The sequence below is a fragment of the Williamsia sp. 1135 genome (assembly GCF_002095395.1).
In the GTDB taxonomy this organism is placed as follows: Bacteria; Actinomycetota; Actinomycetes; order Mycobacteriales; family Mycobacteriaceae; genus Williamsia.
This window is the reverse complement of record NZ_MJEI01000055.1, coordinates 14,852-32,049: the sequence shown is the minus strand read 5'-3', so window position 1 is coordinate 32,049 and position 17,198 is coordinate 14,852. Positions and strand designations below refer to the sequence as shown.

The following is a 17,198-nucleotide window of genomic DNA, read 5'->3' as shown; positions in this document are numbered from 1 at the left end:
TCACTGACGAAAGACCTGATCACCCTGCGCAATGCGACCGAGTCGCAGCTGTCGGTCTGTGCGGCGATGATCGACCGGCTCGGGTTCGCGAAGAAAGCCGGCACCACACCGTCGAAGTGGCTGCAAGACAACGGCGCCGCCCCAGCACCAGCATCGCGCTGGCTACGTATCGGCGCCGGCGTCGCGAAGCTCGATCGCACCGCCGGGTACTTCCGGGATGGATTCCTCTCCACCGAGCATGTCGACGCCGTGGTCAAAGGGATCAAGCAGATCAACGACAGGTCGGACGTCGGGATCACCGACGAGGAACGAGTCGTCTTCGAAGGAAAATTGTTGAGTCACGCCATCTCCGGAGCGCGACCCACCGAGATCGAGAAGATCGCCCAAGGTCTGGGAAACCAGGTCGCCCACGACACCGGCGGACCCACCCCGGCTGAGGATCCCTCACTCAACAAACTCGACTACGCGTTCAGTGAGGGACGGTTGGTGGGTCGGTTCGATGTGGATGCGCAGATCGGGGAGAAGTTGCACGCCGCGCTGGACCTGTGGAGCCGGCCACGCCCAGAGCCCGATGGATCTGATGATGCCCGCAGTGACACCCAGCGCCGCGCTGACGCGTTGCATCAGTTGCTCGATTGCGGCGGTGGCGGCGGCGATGGATTCGTGTCGGCGCCGCGGACCGAGGTGAACGTATCCGTACCCGCCGACCACCCCGACCGGGCGACGCTGGAGTGGATGGGACCGATCACCGAGCACCTCGCGAAATTGCTGGCGTGCGATTCCTCGATGGCATCGGTCATCCTCGACCAGCACGGGGTGCCGATCGACGTCGGACCTTCGAAACGCCTGTTCACCGGCGCTGTCCGCAAAGCGATCATCATCCGCGACCAATGCTGTGTTAAATGCGGCGGATCAGCGTCCTGGTCTGATTGCCACCACATCATCTACTGGTCCGACGGTGGCACCACAACATTGGGCAATGGCTGCCTACTGTGCCGGACCTGCCACCGCGCAATCCACAACACCGGATGGGAGATCAGTATGGGGTCCGATGGGCATCCGTGGCTGATTCCGCCGGCCGATATCGACCCGCAACGAAGACCCTTACCCGCCTACAACAGGCGAACCATGACACTCGCAGCCTGATCTACTTTCTGACAGCAACTCTCAGACCGCTCGACCCCCCGCGTACCCGAGAACGCTTCGGGACCGCGCACGCAGATTGACAATTCCACAGTGTGAAACGCAAGGTGCTGCCGCCCGGATGGGCCGGGCGGCAGCACCACGGTCTCCGCCCTGTATTCGGACGAACCGCACGAGATACGTCTCGAGTGAGCTGGTCAGGGGCTTCGCTACTCCGTCGGCGCTGGAGCGAATATTCTTGGGAACCCCGGTATTAAGAGCACGGTCAACGCACGGAAGGGCCCGCTCACGGTTTCAACGCACGCCGGCGTTCGGATTGGCACGGTGGGCGGCGTTGATGGCACGGTCGGTGGCATCTTTGGCAGTCAGAGCAGTCAGAGCAGTCGTAAGGCCAAGAGGGCGTATGCCTTCGCGGCGGTGACCAACTCGGCGATCGAGACGGACTCGTCGGGACGATGTGCCTGGTCGTTCAGACCGCCCGGACCGAGAACGATCGCGGGTATGCCGAGATCGCGGTCAATGAAGCCGCCGTCGCAGGCTGCTGTCCAGCCGGTGATGGTGGTTGCACCGCCGGCGTCGACCACCGCGGTGGCGGCCCGGGCGGCAAGTGGGTGGTCGCGATCTGTTTCGAAGCCGGGCATGGCCATCGTGACCTCGACATCGACGGTGATGCCGTCGGAATCGATACCTGCCTCGCTGATCGCGCCCCGCAACCACGTGGCGACCTCGAATGCATCTTCGCCGGGCATGAGCCGGCGATCGAAACTGACGGTAGCGCTGGGTGCGACGACCGAAATGCCCTGACCGCCTTCGATCAGTCCGGTGTTCCAGGTGCCGGTGCCGAGCAGGGGGTCGCGCGAGGAGAGCATGCTGCGCTGGTCTGCGCGGACCAGGTCGATGATCGCCGCCGCCGCATCGATGGCGTTGCGACCGTCGGCGGGACGACCCGAATGAGCTGCGCGACCGATGATCCGGACCTCGATGTACGACGCACCACGGCAGGCGATGACTGTCTCGAGGTCGGTGGGCTCGGCGACCACACAGCCGGCGAACCGGTGCGACGACGAGCGCGTCACGAAATCCCGGATGCCGATCCCGAGGTCTTCTTCGTCGACCGTGCACGCGAGTTGCACGGGACCGGGCAACTGCACTCCGGACCGCGACAACGCGGCCATCGCGATCACAGCCGACGCCAGGCCACCCTTCATGTCGGTGGCGCCGCGACCGTAGATCCGGCCGGCCGACACACTCGCCTCGAACGGGCGCCGGGTCCAGCCGTCACCGGCCGGCACCACGTCGGAGTGGCCTAAAACCATCAGCCCCGGAGCGTCGCCGGTGCCCGGCAATGTGGCCGTCAGATTCGGTCGCCCCGGAGCGACTTCCCACGTCTCCACAGTGAAGCCCAGAGCCTGGCAGGCCCGTTCGAGTACGGCGACCGTCTGGCCCTCGGTGCCACCCGGATTCTCACCGCCGGCGTCGATCAGGGACCGCGTCAGCGATACCAGCTCAGCCTCGTCGACAAGGTCGAGCACGGCAGTTTCGTCCACGACCGTCTCGGTCACGAGGCAGCCAGCGCCAGATCCAGAGCACTCTTGAGGCGGCGGACACCCTCGTCGATCCGTTCCGGGGTGCTGGAGGCGAAACACAGACGCAGGGCATTGCGGAAGTGACCGCCGGGCGAGAGCGCCGGGCCGGGGATGAATGCCACCCCCTGCGCGAGGGCGATCTCGAACAGCTCGCGGGTGTCGAGCCCCTCGTACTTGCCCTGCAGCGTGACCCAGAGGAAGAAGCCACCATCGGGATTGGTGCTGGTGACCTCATCGCCGAGATGCGTCTGCAGCGACGTGAGCATCGCGTCGCGCCGGATTCGGTACAGCTCGCGGATCGACACCAGGTGGTCGTCCAGACCGCCGCGCGAGATGTACTCGGCAACGATGTGCTGGTTCGGCACGTTGGTGCAGGTGTCCATGGCCTGCTTGCCGTTGATCAGCAGCTGGCGCAGCGCCGGGTCGGCGTCGACCCAGCCGACCCGCCACCCCGGAGCCAGGATCTTGGAGAAGGTGCGGACCGAGAACAGCAGGGGATCATCGGGGCTCAGCGTCTGGAACGTCGGGATGTCTTCTCCGGAGAACCGCAGCAACGCGTAGGGATCGTCGTCGATGATCACCGCGCCCCACTTATGGGCCAACTCCAACAACGCTTTCCGGCGCTCCAGGGACAGCGTCACACCGGACGGGTTCTGGAAGTTGGGGATCGTGTAGATCGCCTTGGGGGTCCGATGGGTACGCGCCACCAGGTCGGGCAGCTGGTCCACCATCATGCCCTCGTCGTCGACGGGGACTTCGAGGAGCTGCGCACCGTAGGAGAGCGCTGTGGCGCTGCCGTTGGTGTAGGTGGGGGACTCCGTGATCACCAGGTCGCCCGGGTCGACGAAGAGTTTGCACGCGAGGTCGAGGCCCTGCATGCCGCCGGTGGTGATGACGAGGCGGTCTTCGCTGGCCGGGTCAGGGGTACCGGCAAGGTATTTGACCAGCAGATCCAGTAGACGCGGCTCGCCCTCGGACGCGCCGTAGGTGAAGGACGTGTGGTCGAGGATGCTGCCGGCGATCTCGCGGAACTCGTCGGCGGGCACGGCCTCGTCGGCCGGCGAGCCCATCGCGAAGCGCACGATGTCGTGCTTCTGCGCTGCGAGCAGGGAGGTGGACGAATCGATCATCGAGCCCACTAGATCCTTGGCCCGCCCGGCCAGCGGGAAGGTAGGGGCGTGGTGGGAAAGTTCGGTTGCGGTCATGCGTCTCTCACTTTCTGATCAGGTCGCGGGGGAAGCTGGTGAAGGTCTCGACTCCGGTGGCACTCACCCGGACCGACTCTGACAATTCGAAGCCGTAGCCGTCCATCCACATCCCACAGACGATGTGGAACGTCATGTTTTCTTCGAGGATCGACTCGTCTTCGGTGCGGATGCTGATGGTGCGCTCGCCCCAGTCCGGCGGGTAACCGATGCCGATCGAATAGCCCAGACGAGAATGCTTTTCGAGTCCGTACTTGGCCAGGGTCCAATTCCAGGTGGACGCGAGTTCGCGGGTCGGGACACCGGGTGCGATGGCCTCGAGTACGTTGTTGAGCCCCTCTGCGGTCGCACCGGCGACGTAGTCGACATCCTTGTTCACCGGGCCCAGCGCCACGGTGCGGGCGAGTGGACAGTGGTAGCGATTGTGGGCGCCCGTCAACTCGACGACCACTGCCTCGCCGCTGATGAAAGTGCCCTGGTGCCAGGTGAGATGCGGGGTGTCCGCGGCGGCGCCGGTGGGCATCATCGGGACGATGGCCGGATAGTCGCCACCGAACTTGTCGGTGCCGGTTATCTGGGCCTGCGAGATCGCTGCTGCCGCATCACATTGCCGGACCCCGATGTCGATGGTGTCGATGGCCGCCCGCATGGCTTCTGAACACACCATGCCCGCCTGCCGCATCAGCTGGATCTCGGCGTCGGACTTGACCGATCGCACCCAGTTGACTAGCTCGAAGCAGTCGACCAGCTTCCACTCGGGGATGGCGTTGAACAGCGCCCGGTAGGCCTTGGGGGAGAAGAAGTGTGAGTCCATCTCCATCCCGACCGAACCGCCGCGCGACGCCGGCGCGATGAGGTGGCGCTGGCGCAAGGCGAATGCCACCCAGTCGAACGGGTGTACGTGCGGACGGTGCACGTAGCTCTCCGGATAGCCGACGATCTGCTCGGCGGGAAGCCAGGTGGTGCGGTGAGCGCCGTGGGCGTCCATCTCCCGTGCGAAGAACACCATCTCACCGTCCATCGGGACGAACAGCATCTGAGGGGTGTAGAACGACCAGGCGTTGTAGCCGATGAGATAGAAGATGTTGGCCGGATCCGTCACGATGATCGCCGACAGGCCCTGCCGATCCATCATCGTCCGGACGTTCGCCAGCCGGGTCTCGTATTCGGCATCGGTGAACAGCTGTGAGCCGAGGTACATGGCTTCTTCACACCTCCTTAGGTCGTATTCGCTTCTGGTACTTGCTTCTAAGTACGGGGGATTGCCAGATACTTCACTTCGAGGAACTCGTCGATCCCGATCCTGCCGCCTTCTCGGCCCAGGCCGGATTGCTTGACGCCACCGAACGGTGCCGCCGGGTTGGACACCAGGCCGGTGTTGAGTCCGACCATGCCGACCTCGAGCGCCGACGACACCCGCAGTCCACGGTCGATGTCCTGCGTGAAGAGGTAGCCCACGAGCCCCCAAGGGGTGTCGTTTGCCAGCGCGATCACCTCGTCTTCATCGTCGAACGGGATGATCGGGGCGACCGGTCCGAAGATCTCTGTACTCATCAGATCGGAGTTCGGATCCACACCCGACAACACCGTCGGCTGATAGAAGTATCCGGCGTCAAAGGTCGTGTCGCCACCGCAGATCACCGTGGCACCACGATCGACCGCATCGGCCACCAGAGACTTCACCTTGTCGACGGCCTTCTTCTCGACGAGGGGGCCGACATCGGTGCCGTCGACGGCACCGTTGCCGACGGTCAGAGCGGCCATCCGCTCGGACAGCTTCTTGCCGAACTCCCCGGCGACACTGCGATGCACGAACATCCGGTTGGCCGCTGTGCACGCCTCACCCATGTTCCGCATCTTCGCGACCATGGCACCGTCGACGGCTTTGTCGATGTCGGCGTCGTCGAACACGAGGAACGGGGCGTTGCCGCCGAGTTCCATCGAGGTGCGCATCACCGACCGGGACGCCTGCTCCAGCAAGAGTTTGCCGACCTGGGTCGAGCCGGTGAAGCTGACCTTGCGCGCGAGACCGCTGTCCATCCAGGTCTCCACGACCGAACCGGGATCGTCGGTGGTGACGATGTTGAGCACACCGGGCGGGAGGCCGGCCTCCGTGAGGATCTCTGCGAGCGCAAGAATCGTGAGCGGCGTGAGCTCCGCCGGCTTGAACACCATGGTGCACCCGGCCGCGATCGCCGGCCCGATCTTGCGGGTGCCCATGGCGAGTGGGAAGTTCCATGGCGTGATCAGGATGCAGGGCCCGACAGCCTCTTTGGTGACGAGGATGCGGTTCTTACCGTCACCGGTGGTGGTGTGATCGCCACCGATCCGGACGGCCTCTTCGGAGAACCAGCGGAAGAACTCGGCGGCGTACGCGACCTCGCCCTTCGCTTCGGCCAGCGGCTTGCCCATCTCGGTGGTCATGATGAGCGCCAGATCGTCCTGGCGTTCCAGCAGGAGTTCGTAGGCGCGGCGCAGGATCTCGCTGCGTTCGCGGGGCGCGGTTGCGGCCCAGCTCTTCTGGTGTGCTGCCGCGGCTTCGATGGCGGCGGTCGCGTCGGCCTGCCCGCCCTTGGCGACGGTGGCGATCACCTCGCCCGTGGCTGGGTTCTCGACGTCGAACGTCGCGCCGTCTGCTGCCGGGCCCCATTCCCCGTTGATGTAGAGCCCGGTGGGCAGCGCACCGATGAGGTCGGCGGCCCGGCCCTTGCGATCGGTGACGGTTGACGCTGTCATATCGAACCTCCTTGTTCGGCGACCTGTGCCGCAGGTGTCTGCGCGGTCGTCTGTGAGATGAGCAAAGCGGGGTCGAGCAGTTCGGCCAGGTGGACCGACTGCACATCGGGAATGGTGTTGTCGGTGGCGGTGAGGTGCTGTACGGCCATGGCGCAGCTGAAACCGTCGGTGAGGACAGGGGTGTCACTGCCGTGCTTGCGCAGCGCGGGGGCCAACGCCTGTTCGGAGACGTCCATGCTGACGTCGTAGTGGCCTTTTTCGAATCCGAAATTGCCTGCGACACCGCAGCACCCGTCCGCCTGGTGCACGGTGGTGGCACCGAGTCGCTTCAGGACCGCCGGCTGCGTGGTCGGCCCGAACGAGGCGTATTCGTGACAGTGGGTCTGCACCGTGACCTCGGCGGGCAACGGTACGGGGGGCTCCCAGCCGTCGTCGAGGAGATGTCCCACCTCGACGGCGAAGCTACGAACCCGAGCCGCGACCCGGCGGGCGGCATCGGTGTGGACGAGCTCGGGCAGATCCTTGCGCAGTGCGGCGGCGCAGCTCGGCTCGGGCACCACGATCGGCCTGTCGGTGCCGTCGTCGAGGGCAGCAGCCGTACGGGCCAACACCTTTCGGGCATGCCCGAGTTGACCCGTGGAGATCCAGGTGAGTCCACAGCACTGATCGGCCTCGCAACTGACCGTGCGCCCCGCGCTGCCGAGGACGTTGGCGGTGGCGGCCGCGACGTGCGGACGAAACGCCTTGGTGAACGAGTCGACGAAGAGCACGGTGTCGGCGGACGGGTCGGCGCGCAGTCCGGCCATTCCGGCGCGGACCTGTTTACGACGGGCGAACGCGGGCATGGTGCGCCGCGGGTCGATCCCCCCGGCCTTGGCGGCCAGCGTCGACAGTCTGCTGGACAGCGTCTTGTTGATCAGCGGGGCCAGCGTGCCTGCGACGCTGAGCCAGGCCGGCATCCAGCCCAGCGAGTAGTGCGAGAGCGGGCGGACCCGGCCGCGGTAGTAGTTGGAGAAGAACTCCGATTTGTAGGTGGCCATGTCGACGCCCACCGGGCAATCGGTCGAGCAGGCCTTGCACGACAGGCACAGGTCGAGGGCTTCGCGCGAATCCTCGTCACGCCAACCGGATTTGATGTCGCGTGCGGTGCGGACCATCTCCTGCAGCACGCGTGCGCGTCCGCGGGTGGAATCCTTTTCGTCCCGGGTTGCGCGATAGCTCGGGCACATGACTCCGCCGGCGTCGGAACGGCAGCGTCCCACGCCGATACAGCCCTGGACGGCGTGGATGAAGGGGTCGAGACCTGGTTGTCCATTGACGCCTATCCCTGGTGTTCCGAGATCGAAGCTAGTCTGCCACTGTCGATTCGGAACGTCCGCGAGCACCAGGTTCTCGTCCAGCGGATCGGGGTCGACGATGCTGCCCGGGTTGAGGATGCCGGCCGGGTCCCAGATCTTCTTGAAATCACCGAAGGCCGAGATCATCTGCGGCGAGTACATGATCGGTAGTAACTCCGACCGCGCGCGACCGTCGCCGTGCTCGCCCGACAGCGAACCGCCGTGTTTGACCACGAGCGCGGCAGCATCGGTGCAGAACCGGCGCATCACCGCCCGACCTTCCGCGCTGCGCAGGTCGAATGTGATGCGCACGTGCATGCAGCCGGCGCCGAAGTGGCCGTACATGACCCCGGTCAAGCCGTGGTGATCGAGGAGTTCGGTGAAGCCTTCGAGGTAGTCGGCGAGGTTCTCGGGTGCGACGGCCGAGTCCTCCCAGCCGGGCCACGACTCGTACGTGCCGCCGTGTCCACCGTCTTCGGGGTTGACCTCTTCGGAGCTCACCAACCGTGACGACAACCCGGCGCCGTCTTCCCGGACCCGCCACAGCGAGATCCGCTGCGCGGGATCGGGAACGGTACGTCCGTCGACGAGCCGGCCGTTGGCGTAGAGCTTTTCCAGCAGCTGCGCGGCAGCCAACGCCGGGTCTTCGGCGCTCTCCTCGTCGAGGTCGATGTAGAGCCAGGCGTTGCCCTCGGGCAGACCCGCGACAGAATCATCGCCGCGCCGGGCCCGCATGGTCTGCACGATCCGTTCGTCGATGCCCTCGATGGCGGACGGGGCGAACTCCAGCAGGGTCGGGACGTCGCGAGCGGCGTCGACCACGTTGCGATACCCGAGACAGAGCAGCAGGGCGCGGGTGGGAGCGGTGACGAGCCGGACCTTGGCAGAGACCACGATCGCGCAGGTGCCTTCGGTGCCCACCAGCGCACGTGCGACGTCGAAGCCGTTTTCGGGCAACAGTTTTCCGAGATGATATCCGGACACCTGACGCGGGATCTGCTCCATCTCGGTGCGCAGGGCGCCCATGTTCGCCGACGTGAGCCGGCGCATCGCCGCAGTCAGCTCCTCGGCCCGCGCGGCGGCAGCACCGTCCGCGGGATCGGTGGCCACGAGCCCGTCGCGCAATGCGGTCAACCGCAGCCCCTCGGCGGTGACGAGATCGAGTGACTCGATGTGATCGGTGGTGCGGCCATAGCGGACCGAGTGGTTACCGCACGCGTCGTTGCCGATGGCGCCACCGAGGGTGGCGCGCGACTGACTCGAGGGGTCGGGTGCGAAGGTGAGCGTCCCGCCGGTGGCGCCGCGCACCTCGCGTTGCAGCGTCGTCAAGACGATGCCCGACTGGGCCACCGCGGTTCTGCCCTCGGCGTCGATTTCGAGCACTTTGTCCATGTGCCGCGAGAAGTCCAGCACGACACCGTTGCCGATCGCGTTGCCGCCCATGCCGGTACCGCCGCCGCGAGCGGTCACGGTGAGGCCGTTGCGGTGACAGTAGGCGGCGACCGCTGCCACATCTTCGTCGGTGCGCGGGAACACTACAACCAGCGGTGACAGCCGGTAATTCGATGCGTCGTAGGAGTATTCGGTGAGTCGACGCGTCGAGGTGTCGGCGCTCAGTCCGAGCGCCTGAAGATCTGCGCTGATGCGAGTCCCGTTGGGTGCGGGGTCCATGACCCTCGCTATCCGAGGGCCGCGGTCAGCGCTGCTTCAAACCTGTTCAGTCCGGTGGCCATTTCCTCTTCGGTGACAACCAGCGCGGGGATGAGTCGCACGACGTTACCCATCGGACCACACGTGAGGGTGAGCAGCTTCTCGGGAATGGCGGCCTGCTGGACTGCGGCAGCGGCCACCGCGTCGGGCTTGCCGTCGCCGTCGACGAACTCGATGCCGGCCATGAGGCCCAGGCCACGGACGTCGCCGATCTGTGGGAACTTCGGTGCCAGCTCGGACAGGCCGCGCAGCATCTGATCACCGCGTATCCGGGCGTTCTCGACCAGATTCTCCTCCGCGATCACCTGCAGTGTGGCGACTCCGGCGGCGGCTGCCACGGCGTTGCCGCCGTAAGTACCACCCTGAGATCCCGGCCAGGCCTTGGCCATCAGCGACGTCGGAGCCGCGATGGCCGAGATCGGAAAGCCCGAGGCGATGCCCTTGGCGGTGATGAGGATGTCGGGGATCAGGCCTTCGCTGTGCTGGTGTCCCCAGAACTTGCCGGTGCGGCCGACGCCGGCCTGCACCTCGTCGAGGATCAGGATGATGCCGTGCTTGTCGGCGCGCTCGCGCAGACCGGCCAGGAACGCGGGCGGGGTCGGGAGGTAGCCGCCGTCGCCGAGCACCGGCTCGATCAGGAACGCGGCGGTGTCGTTGGGCGCGACGCGGGAGGCGAACAGGTAATCGAGCTCCCGCAGCGCGAACTCGACCGCGGTGGCCTCGTCCCAGCCGTAGCGGTACGCGTAGGGGAACGGCGCCATGTGGACGCCACCCATGAGCGGCGAGAAGCCTGCCGAGAACTTGGTGCCTGCGGTCGTCAGGGTCGCCGCGGCGACGGTCCTGCCGTGGAACCCGCCCTGGAAGACAACGATGTTCGGGCGTTCGGTGGCCATCCGGGCGAGGCGAACCGACGCCTCGACGGCCTCGGATCCGGAGTTCGCGTAGAACACGGAGTCGAGGCCGGTCGGGAGGTGCTCGCCGAGCTTGTCCGTGAGTTCCAGCAGCGGCTTGTGCATCACCGTCGTGTACTGCGCGTGGATGATCTTTCCGCATTGCTCCTGCGCGGCGGCGACGACCTTGGGATGGCAGTGGCCGGTGCTGGTGACGCCGATGCCGGTGGTGAAGTCGAGGTAGTCGACGCCGTCGGTGCCGTGGATCCACGACCCCTTGGCGTGATCGACCACCACCGGGGTGGCTTGTTTGAGGGCAGGGCTGAGGGTGGCAGAACTCATGGGTACACCGTGACTGCCGATTGCACGATTGTCAACAATTAGACAGTCGCTGCTGGGTGGTCAGGGCGGCTGCCCTACCGTGGGGCGCATGGGAACTGCGAACACGAAGCCGAACGTCGTGATCCTGGGACGCGACGGACTGGAGAACCCGGGCAATCTGGAGCAGATCAGGCAGGTCGCGAATGTGCGGCTCGCCACCACGGCCGACCTCGGTGGGGCGCTCGCCGCCGACGGCGGGGCCGATGTCCTGATGCTGTGGGACTTCTTCTCCGCGGCGCTGAAGGACAATTGGGAACAGGCACAGGCGCTGAAGTGGGTGCATGTGTCCGCGGCGGGGGTCGACGCCATGATGTTCGACGAACTGCGGGCGTCGTCGATCACGATCACCAACGCTCATGGAGTCTTCGACGGGCCGATTGCGGAGTTTGTTCTCGGCTCGATCATCGCCCAGGACAAACAGTTCCACGTGTCCAAGAGATATCAGCAGCTCAAACACTGGGAGCGGCGTGACACGATCCGCACCGCCGGTCGCAGTGCCCTGGTGATCGGCACCGGCGGGATCGGCAGGGCCGTCGCCAGTCTGCTCAGAGCCGCAGGGCTGCAGGTCACCGGCGCGGGCCGGATCGCTCGGACCGAGGACCCGGACTTCGGCACAGTCCTGCGGACCGATGAGTTGGCCGAGTACGCAGGAGACTTCGACAACATCGTGACCATCGCGCCGCTGACCGAACAGACAGCGCAGATGATCGATGCAGACGTGCTGACGGCCATGAAGCCCTCGGCCCACCTGATCAACGTCGGCCGCGGGCAGCTAGTCGACGAAAAGGCTCTCATCGCCGCATTGCGCGAGGGCCAGATCGCGGCCGCCAGCCTCGATGTCTTCGAGACAGAACCCCTCGCGGCCGACAACCCCTTGTGGGACATGGAGAACGTGCACATCTCTGCCCATATGAGTGGCGACGTGGTGGGCTGGCGTGATGAACTTGCGCAGCTGTTTCTGACAAACCTGCAGCGCTACGCGGCGTCCGAGCCGCTCGCCAACGAGGTGGACAAAGAAGCGGGCTACGTCCGGGTGAGGCCCGCCCCACACTGAAGAAGCGGGTGGTGACGCACCCTTGAAGTCGGGTGGTCACGCCCCAATGAACTGAGGTCGCGATGGGCACGCCAGGCAGGGTGCTCGTTGCCGCCACATCCTCGATGGCTCTGCTCGTGTTGGACTCGAGCATCGTCGGAGTGATGCTGCCCAGCATGCGGCACGACCTGTCATTCGGGACCGCGATCGCGAACTGGGTGGTGTCGTCCTACCTCTTGACGCTCGCGGTACTGCTTCCGGTCGGTGGTCGGATCTCCGACTCCATCGGAGCGCCACGGGCATTCATGGTCGGGGCCGGTGGTTTCGCCCTGGCCTCCCTGCTGATCGGGGTGTCGCAGGGGCCGATCGAACTGCTGGTGGGGCGCGCCGCAGCCGGCGTCGCGGCCGCGGTGATGATGCCCGCCACCCTCGCCCTGATCTTCGACGCGTATCCCGAGGACGGTCGGGCCAAGGCGATGGCTGTTTACGCAGGTGCAGGTCAGGCGTTCGCGACCGTGGGCCCGGCTTTCGGTGGCCTGTGCGCGGAGTTCGCCTCCTGGAGGGTGGGATTTCTGTTGAACGTCCCGATCGGGGCACTGGCCATCGCGCTGATGCTCTCGGCTACCGGGTCGAGCTCCGCCTCCGGCTCTGTCTCCGGCAAACCGTCGATGCTGCAAAGTCATTCGGCAACGGTTGATATCTACGGACTGCTGACCCTGACCGCGGGTCTGTTCGGCATCTCCTTTGGCCTGATGCAACTGCCGGCCTGGGGTGCGGGATCGGCAGCGGTACTGGTTGCGCTGGTCCTGGGGGTGGTGAGTGCAGGGCTGTTTGTCCGGCACCTCTGGACCCGCGCGGACGGCCTTCTGGACCTGCGACTCTTTTCGGACCGCGTCTTCGGTGGCAGCACCCTCGTCCTCGCCGCCCTCGGTTTCGCGATGACCGTCACCACGATCTACACAGCGGTTGTCCTGCAAACCGCGCTCGACCTCTCACCTGCGGCGGCCGGGGTCGCTCTCCTGCCGCTGGTGGTCCCGCTGCTGATCGCAACCCGATGGGCCGGCACCAGGTACAACGAGGTCGGACCGCGGGCCCTGGGTGTCGGGGGGGACGGCCGCACTGGGCGTCGGCAGTCTGGTGATCGCGCTGGGTTTGGGAACCTCGACGCTCTGGGTGTTGTGCCTCGGGTTGATTCCCTCCGGCGTCGGCATCGGGTTGCTGATGAGCCCGATGACCACGTCCGCCCTCGCGACCGTCCCTGCATCGCTCCGTGGTCAGGGTTCGGGCCTCACCTCGACGTCGCGTCAGCTCGGCGGCATCCTCGGCATCGCCGTGTTCGGGATCGCCGCATCGGCGTTCTCCCATCACGACAGTGCACAGACGGCGAGCGCCGCGGGATTCTTACTGACGGCCGCCCTGATGGCCGGCGCCGCCGTGGTTGCGGCATTCACCCTGGTGCCGAAATCGACCGTCTAGATCACGTCGACTGCCGAGTCGGTCAATATGCTCGGCCCGTGTTGCGGCTATTCACAGATGGATCTCAGGCTTGGCTTCTATGTTCGGACTCGTGTCTGAATCTCAACCGCGTTCGACGAGGGTCGTGACGTTGTTGTGTGTCGCCGGACTGGCCGTGGCCGGCGTGGCTCTCGGCTACTGCATCCATCTGGGAGCGCAACGCAGCGACTCCGACCGGGCGTCGACCCAGATCCAATACGTGAGTCCGACCGAGGTCGCACCGAACAAGGCGGGCCTGTCCGCGGTCGAACCTTCCGCCGAGGCAGTGCCGGAAGACCTCGACACCGAGCGGTCGAAGGTGGTGTTGTGCACCATCGACAAGATCGACGCCGGCGCGCTGTCGGTACACACCGCGGACGGCCGCAAACATCATCTGATCCTGAGCCCGGACACCCACGTCCAGTCCACGCGAGGTGACACCGTCGACGTTCTCGACGTCGGTGACCTGGTGGTCGTGAGAGTGATCAAATCGAACGGCGAAACAACCGCTGACCTTATTGTCGACGGCCGCGTGTCGGGCTCGATCCCGGAGAATTAACTCCTCTGCCAGCGACGCTTTCGGACTGAGGGCGCGTCGCCCCAATGGGTGAACCGTCAGCCGATCGACTCCGATTCGGACGCCCCACGGTAAGCTGACCGGTGATGACTGCCGTCTACTTCCTGATCGCCGCTGTTGCGTTGGCCGGCGCCGTGGCGCTGCTCCTGCTCGACCGCAGGCGCACCACCGGTGCGCGCCGTGAGCGCGCCGTCTGGGGAGATCAACACGGGTTCAAATATCGCGAGACCGACCCCGAGCTCAAGTCGGAGTTCGGACGCGCTGCGATGGACGTACCGGACCATGTCGGCGTGCAGGACTTGGCGTACGGCTCGTACTACGGCGAAGAAACGCTGGTCTTCGACCTCGCCGACACCGCGACCGTCGTAGCGATCCGTCGGACCACGGAGTCGAACGTGACGATCGATGTGCGGCATGAGAAGACCCTCGCCCCTTCCGAGGACGACGTCGAACTGCTCGGCGCGATGGGCAGGCGCGTGATGTTCTCCAGTCATCTCGATGTGGCGCGCCGGGTGTGCGATCGCCGCATGGTGGCGCTCGCGACAAATGCGCCCGACTACATCCAGATCCTGTGGAACGAGGGCGCCTGGTCGCTGGGGTCGATGCCGATCACCAATGATCCCGAACGCCTCGACACCGCACTCGAAACCGTCCGGCGCTTCACCGACCTGCTCCGCGTCCTGCCGCCTGTCGTCGACCCGCAGGGCGCTCCGGATCCCCGCGATCCGTCGAGCCCGACAGGTCGCTCCCGGCGGGGTCTCGCCGAGCCCCGCACCGAGAACATCCGTCGTGAGGACCTGCCGCAACGCGCGGCACGGCCGGCACCGCGGGACTCCGGTGCACACGCCCGCACTTCGGGTCCGATCCAGCGCAGCCCGGTGCCGCCGGTCGGTGGATCCGGACCGATTCCACGCCAGTCCGGCCCGATATCGCCCCAACCTGGGCAGCCGGGATCACGCCGAGCAGGAGGCCCTCAGTGAGCGATCGTGACCGGTTGTCGGACTTGGTCAGAGAGCTCGCGGTGGTCCATGGCAAAGTCACCCTGTCATCGGGCGCCGACGCCGACTATTACGTCGATCTGCGTCGCGCAACCCTGCACCATGAGGCGTCGCCGCTGATCGGCCGGCTACTGCGCGAGCTCACCGCCGACTGGGACTTCGACGCGGTCGGTGGACTGACGTTGGGGGCCGATCCGGTGGCGACCGCGATCATGCATTCGCCCGGACGCCCGATCAACTCGTTCGTGGTGCGCAAGGCGGCCAAAGCCCATGGCATGCAACGCCAGATCGAGGGCCCCGACATCGTGGGCAAACGGGTGCTGGTCGTCGAGGACACCACCACGACCGGCAACTCACCGTTGACCGCGGTCCGCGCGCTTCGCGATGCCGGCGCCATCGTGGTCGGGGTCGCGACCGTCGTCGACCGGGCCACCGGGGCGGATGCCGTCATCGCGGCCGAGGGCGTCGAGTACCGGTCGCTCCTGGGGCTGAGCGACATCGGCCTGAGCTGAGTGAGCGACGAGGCCGGCCCCACCGAATGGGGTGAGCCGCTGGTCGGCGTCGGTCCGTGGACCGAAGAACACACCGGTGAGATCCCCGAGGACCCGCGCTACGATCCGCACCTGCTGGCCGAGGGTGATCGTCGCAACGTCGTCGACCCGTACCGCTATTGGACGCGAGAAGCGATTGTCGCCGACCTCGACACCCGGCGACATCCGTTCCACGTCGCCATCGAGAACTTCGGTCACGACGGCAACATCGGCACCGTCGTCCGCACCGCCAACGCCTTCTTGGCGGAGGCGGTCCACATCGTCGGCAGGCGGCGCTGGAACCGCCGCGGGGCGATGGTGACCGACCGCTATCAGCATGTACTGCATCATGATTCGGTGGAGTCGCTGATGGTGTGGGCCCGCGAGAGGGATCTGGCCGTCGTTGCGGTGGACAACACCCCGGGCTCGGTGCCGCTCGAAACCGCCGACCTGCCACGGGCAAGTGTGCTGCTGTTCGGGCAGGAGGGCCCCGGGATCAGTCCGGATGCGCAGGAGCAGGCCGATTTGACCGTGTCCATTGCGCAGTTCGGGTCGACCCGCTCGATCAACGCCGGTGTCGCGGCAGGAATTGCCATGCACGCCTGGATCCGCCAGCACGCCGACGTCGGTCAGGCGTGGTGAAGTTCAACCCCGCGCACAAATGCACCTCGTTCGGTCATATGCACACGTTCAAACGTGTGCATATGACCGAACGAGGTGCATTTGATGTCAGGTGGGGGAATCCGACGGCGCCTCGGTCGCGGGCTGCGGCTGGTCCCCGCGGCGACGGTAGCGCTTGACGATCTCGCTGATGATCGGCAGCACCGAGACGAAGACGATCAGCAGGAAGATGTAGTCGATGTTCTCCTGGATGAACGTGATCTGTCCGAGCCAGTAGCCGAGCAGTGTCACGCCTGCACCCCAGACGATCGCGCCGATGACGTTGTAGGTGAGGAACGTCGTGTATTTCATCCGGGCGGCGCCGGCAACCAGCGGGGCGAACGTCCGCACGATGGGTACGAAGCGCGCCAGGAAGATGGTGATGGGGCCGTGCTTTTCGAAGAACTCGTGGGCCTCGTCGATGTACTTCGTCTTGAGGACCTTGGCGTCGGGCTTGAACAGCGAGTACCCGAAGCGGTTGCCGAGGAAGTAGCCCACCTGATCACCGAGGAATGCAGCGATCGGGATCGTCACCAGCAAGACCCAGAGCGGGGCGAACGGTTCGATCTCGGACGACTTGGCGGCGACGATCAGGCCTGCGGTGAAGAGCAGGGAGTCCCCGGGAAGCAGCGGGAACAGCAAACCGGACTCGATGAAGACGACGAGGAGTAGCCCGCCCAACATCCAGGTGCCGAACGAATTCAGCAGGTTGACCGGGTCCAGGAACCCAGGCAGTAAGGCCACTTCAGTGGTGGTCTGGGCAAGCACAGTCTCGATCACAGGGCCCAAGAGTACCGGTTGTTCCTGTCCGATTCCCAAACCGACGATATGTGGACGCGCAGATGGGCGGGCGGCGCGGCAACCGGACACACTTGCCATACTTGGGCGGATAAGCCAACGAACCGCAGCTGGAGGACA

14 protein-coding genes are annotated in these 17,198 nt (G+C 65.9%); 7 read left to right on the top strand and 7 right to left on the bottom strand.

Features of this window, described 5'->3' with window-relative positions; all coding sequences use genetic code 11:
* A partial coding sequence (locus BFL43_RS02625; protein ID WP_084890510.1) for a DUF222 domain-containing protein occupies nucleotides 1-1,146 on the top strand: 1,146 nt, incomplete at its 5' end.
* 371 nt (nucleotides 1,147-1,517) lie between these two features.
* On the opposite strand, the gene BFL43_RS02620 is transcribed toward BFL43_RS02625, so the two are convergent.
* Genes BFL43_RS02620 through BFL43_RS02595 form a run of 6 tightly spaced genes read right to left on the bottom strand, consistent with a single transcriptional unit; the run spans nucleotide 1,518 to nucleotide 10,949 of the window.
* Nucleotides 1,518-2,690 (bottom strand): M20 family metallopeptidase, encoded by a 1,173-nt coding sequence (locus tag BFL43_RS02620; RefSeq protein WP_084890521.1) that lies wholly within the window; start codon nucleotides 2,688-2,690, stop codon nucleotides 1,518-1,520.
* Between the two features lie 11 nt (nucleotides 2,691-2,701).
* Nucleotides 2,702-3,934 (bottom strand): PLP-dependent aminotransferase family protein, encoded by a 1,233-nt coding sequence (locus BFL43_RS02615; RefSeq protein WP_084890509.1) that lies wholly within the window; start codon nucleotides 3,932-3,934, stop codon nucleotides 2,702-2,704.
* Between the two features lie 7 nt (nucleotides 3,935-3,941).
* Entirely contained in the window at nucleotides 3,942-5,135 is a 1,194-nt protein-coding gene (locus BFL43_RS02610) for a M24 family metallopeptidase (RefSeq protein ID WP_084890507.1), read from the bottom strand.
* A gap of 47 nt (nucleotides 5,136-5,182) precedes the next feature.
* A complete protein-coding gene (locus tag BFL43_RS02605) occupies nucleotides 5,183-6,670 on the bottom strand; it encodes an NAD-dependent succinate-semialdehyde dehydrogenase (protein WP_084890505.1) in 1,488 nt (495 codons plus the stop codon).
* A complete protein-coding gene (locus BFL43_RS02600) occupies nucleotides 6,667-9,678 on the bottom strand; it encodes an FAD-binding and (Fe-S)-binding domain-containing protein (RefSeq protein WP_084890503.1) in 3,012 nt (1,003 codons plus the stop codon). The genes BFL43_RS02605 and BFL43_RS02600 overlap by 4 nt, the downstream gene beginning before the upstream one ends.
* Nucleotides 9,679-9,686: 8 nt before the next feature.
* Nucleotides 9,687-10,949: an aminotransferase class III-fold pyridoxal phosphate-dependent enzyme gene (locus BFL43_RS02595; protein WP_084890501.1), complete on the bottom strand. Its 1,263-nt coding sequence runs from the start codon at nucleotides 10,947-10,949 to the stop codon at nucleotides 9,687-9,689.
* An 88-nt stretch (nucleotides 10,950-11,037) separates the two neighbouring features.
* Between BFL43_RS02595 and BFL43_RS02590 the strand changes: the two genes are divergently transcribed.
* The 6 genes from BFL43_RS02590 (at nucleotide 11,038) to BFL43_RS02565 (ending at nucleotide 16,262) form a co-directional block, all read left to right on the top strand.
* The gene (locus BFL43_RS02590) at nucleotides 11,038-12,042 is read left to right on the top strand and encodes a D-2-hydroxyacid dehydrogenase (protein ID WP_084890499.1); all 1,005 of its coding nucleotides are present in this window, start codon (nucleotides 11,038-11,040) and stop codon (nucleotides 12,040-12,042) included.
* A gap of 62 nt (nucleotides 12,043-12,104) precedes the next feature.
* Entirely contained in the window at nucleotides 12,105-13,625 is a 1,521-nt protein-coding gene (locus BFL43_RS02585; protein WP_084890497.1) for an MFS transporter, read from the top strand.
* Nucleotides 13,589-14,074, top strand: coding sequence for a hypothetical protein (locus BFL43_RS02580; RefSeq protein WP_143695043.1), 486 nt, complete (start codon nucleotides 13,589-13,591; stop codon nucleotides 14,072-14,074). Before BFL43_RS02585 ends, BFL43_RS02580 begins: the two co-directional genes overlap by 37 nt.
* Nucleotides 14,075-14,178: 104 nt before the next feature.
* Nucleotides 14,179-15,072 carry a hypothetical protein gene (locus BFL43_RS02575; protein ID WP_084890519.1) on the top strand — a complete coding sequence of 298 codons (894 nt, stop codon included), beginning with the start codon at nucleotides 14,179-14,181 and terminating at the stop codon, nucleotides 15,070-15,072.
* Nucleotides 15,069-15,602, top strand: a complete 534-nt coding sequence (pyrE, locus tag BFL43_RS02570; protein WP_084890493.1) for an orotate phosphoribosyltransferase — start codon at nucleotides 15,069-15,071, stop codon at nucleotides 15,600-15,602. The genes BFL43_RS02575 and pyrE overlap by 4 nt, the downstream gene beginning before the upstream one ends.
* On the top strand, nucleotides 15,603-16,262 hold the full coding sequence (locus BFL43_RS02565) for an RNA methyltransferase (RefSeq protein WP_084890491.1): 660 nt from the start codon (nucleotides 15,603-15,605) through the stop codon (nucleotides 16,260-16,262). It abuts the gene before it with no gap.
* An 87-nt stretch (nucleotides 16,263-16,349) separates the two neighbouring features.
* Here the strand turns inward: BFL43_RS02565 and BFL43_RS02560 are convergent, their stop codons facing one another.
* Nucleotides 16,350-17,060 carry a VTT domain-containing protein gene (locus BFL43_RS02560; protein WP_084890517.1) on the bottom strand — a complete coding sequence of 237 codons (711 nt, stop codon included), beginning with the start codon at nucleotides 17,058-17,060 and terminating at the stop codon, nucleotides 16,350-16,352.
* Between the last annotated feature and the right edge of the window lie 138 nt (nucleotides 17,061-17,198).

Coding starts and splice junctions, on each gene's coding strand:
- BFL43_RS02615 (WP_084890509.1), bottom strand. CDS start 3,934: ATGACCGCAACCGAACTTTCCCACCACGCCCCTACCTTCCCGCTGGCC.
- BFL43_RS02610 (WP_084890507.1), bottom strand. CDS start 5,135: ATGTACCTCGGCTCACAGCTGTTCACCGATGCCGAATACGAGACCCGG.
- BFL43_RS02605 (WP_084890505.1), bottom strand. CDS start 6,670: ATGACAGCGTCAACCGTCACCGATCGCAAGGGCCGGGCCGCCGACCTC.
- BFL43_RS02600 (WP_084890503.1), bottom strand. CDS start 9,678: ATGGACCCCGCACCCAACGGGACTCGCATCAGCGCAGATCTTCAGGCG.
- BFL43_RS02595 (WP_084890501.1), bottom strand. CDS start 10,949: ATGAGTTCTGCCACCCTCAGCCCTGCCCTCAAACAAGCCACCCCGGTG.
- BFL43_RS02590 (WP_084890499.1), top strand. CDS start 11,038: ATGGGAACTGCGAACACGAAGCCGAACGTCGTGATCCTGGGACGCGAC.
- BFL43_RS02585 (WP_084890497.1), top strand. CDS start 12,105: ATGGGCACGCCAGGCAGGGTGCTCGTTGCCGCCACATCCTCGATGGCT.
- BFL43_RS02575 (WP_084890519.1), top strand. CDS start 14,179: ATGACTGCCGTCTACTTCCTGATCGCCGCTGTTGCGTTGGCCGGCGCC.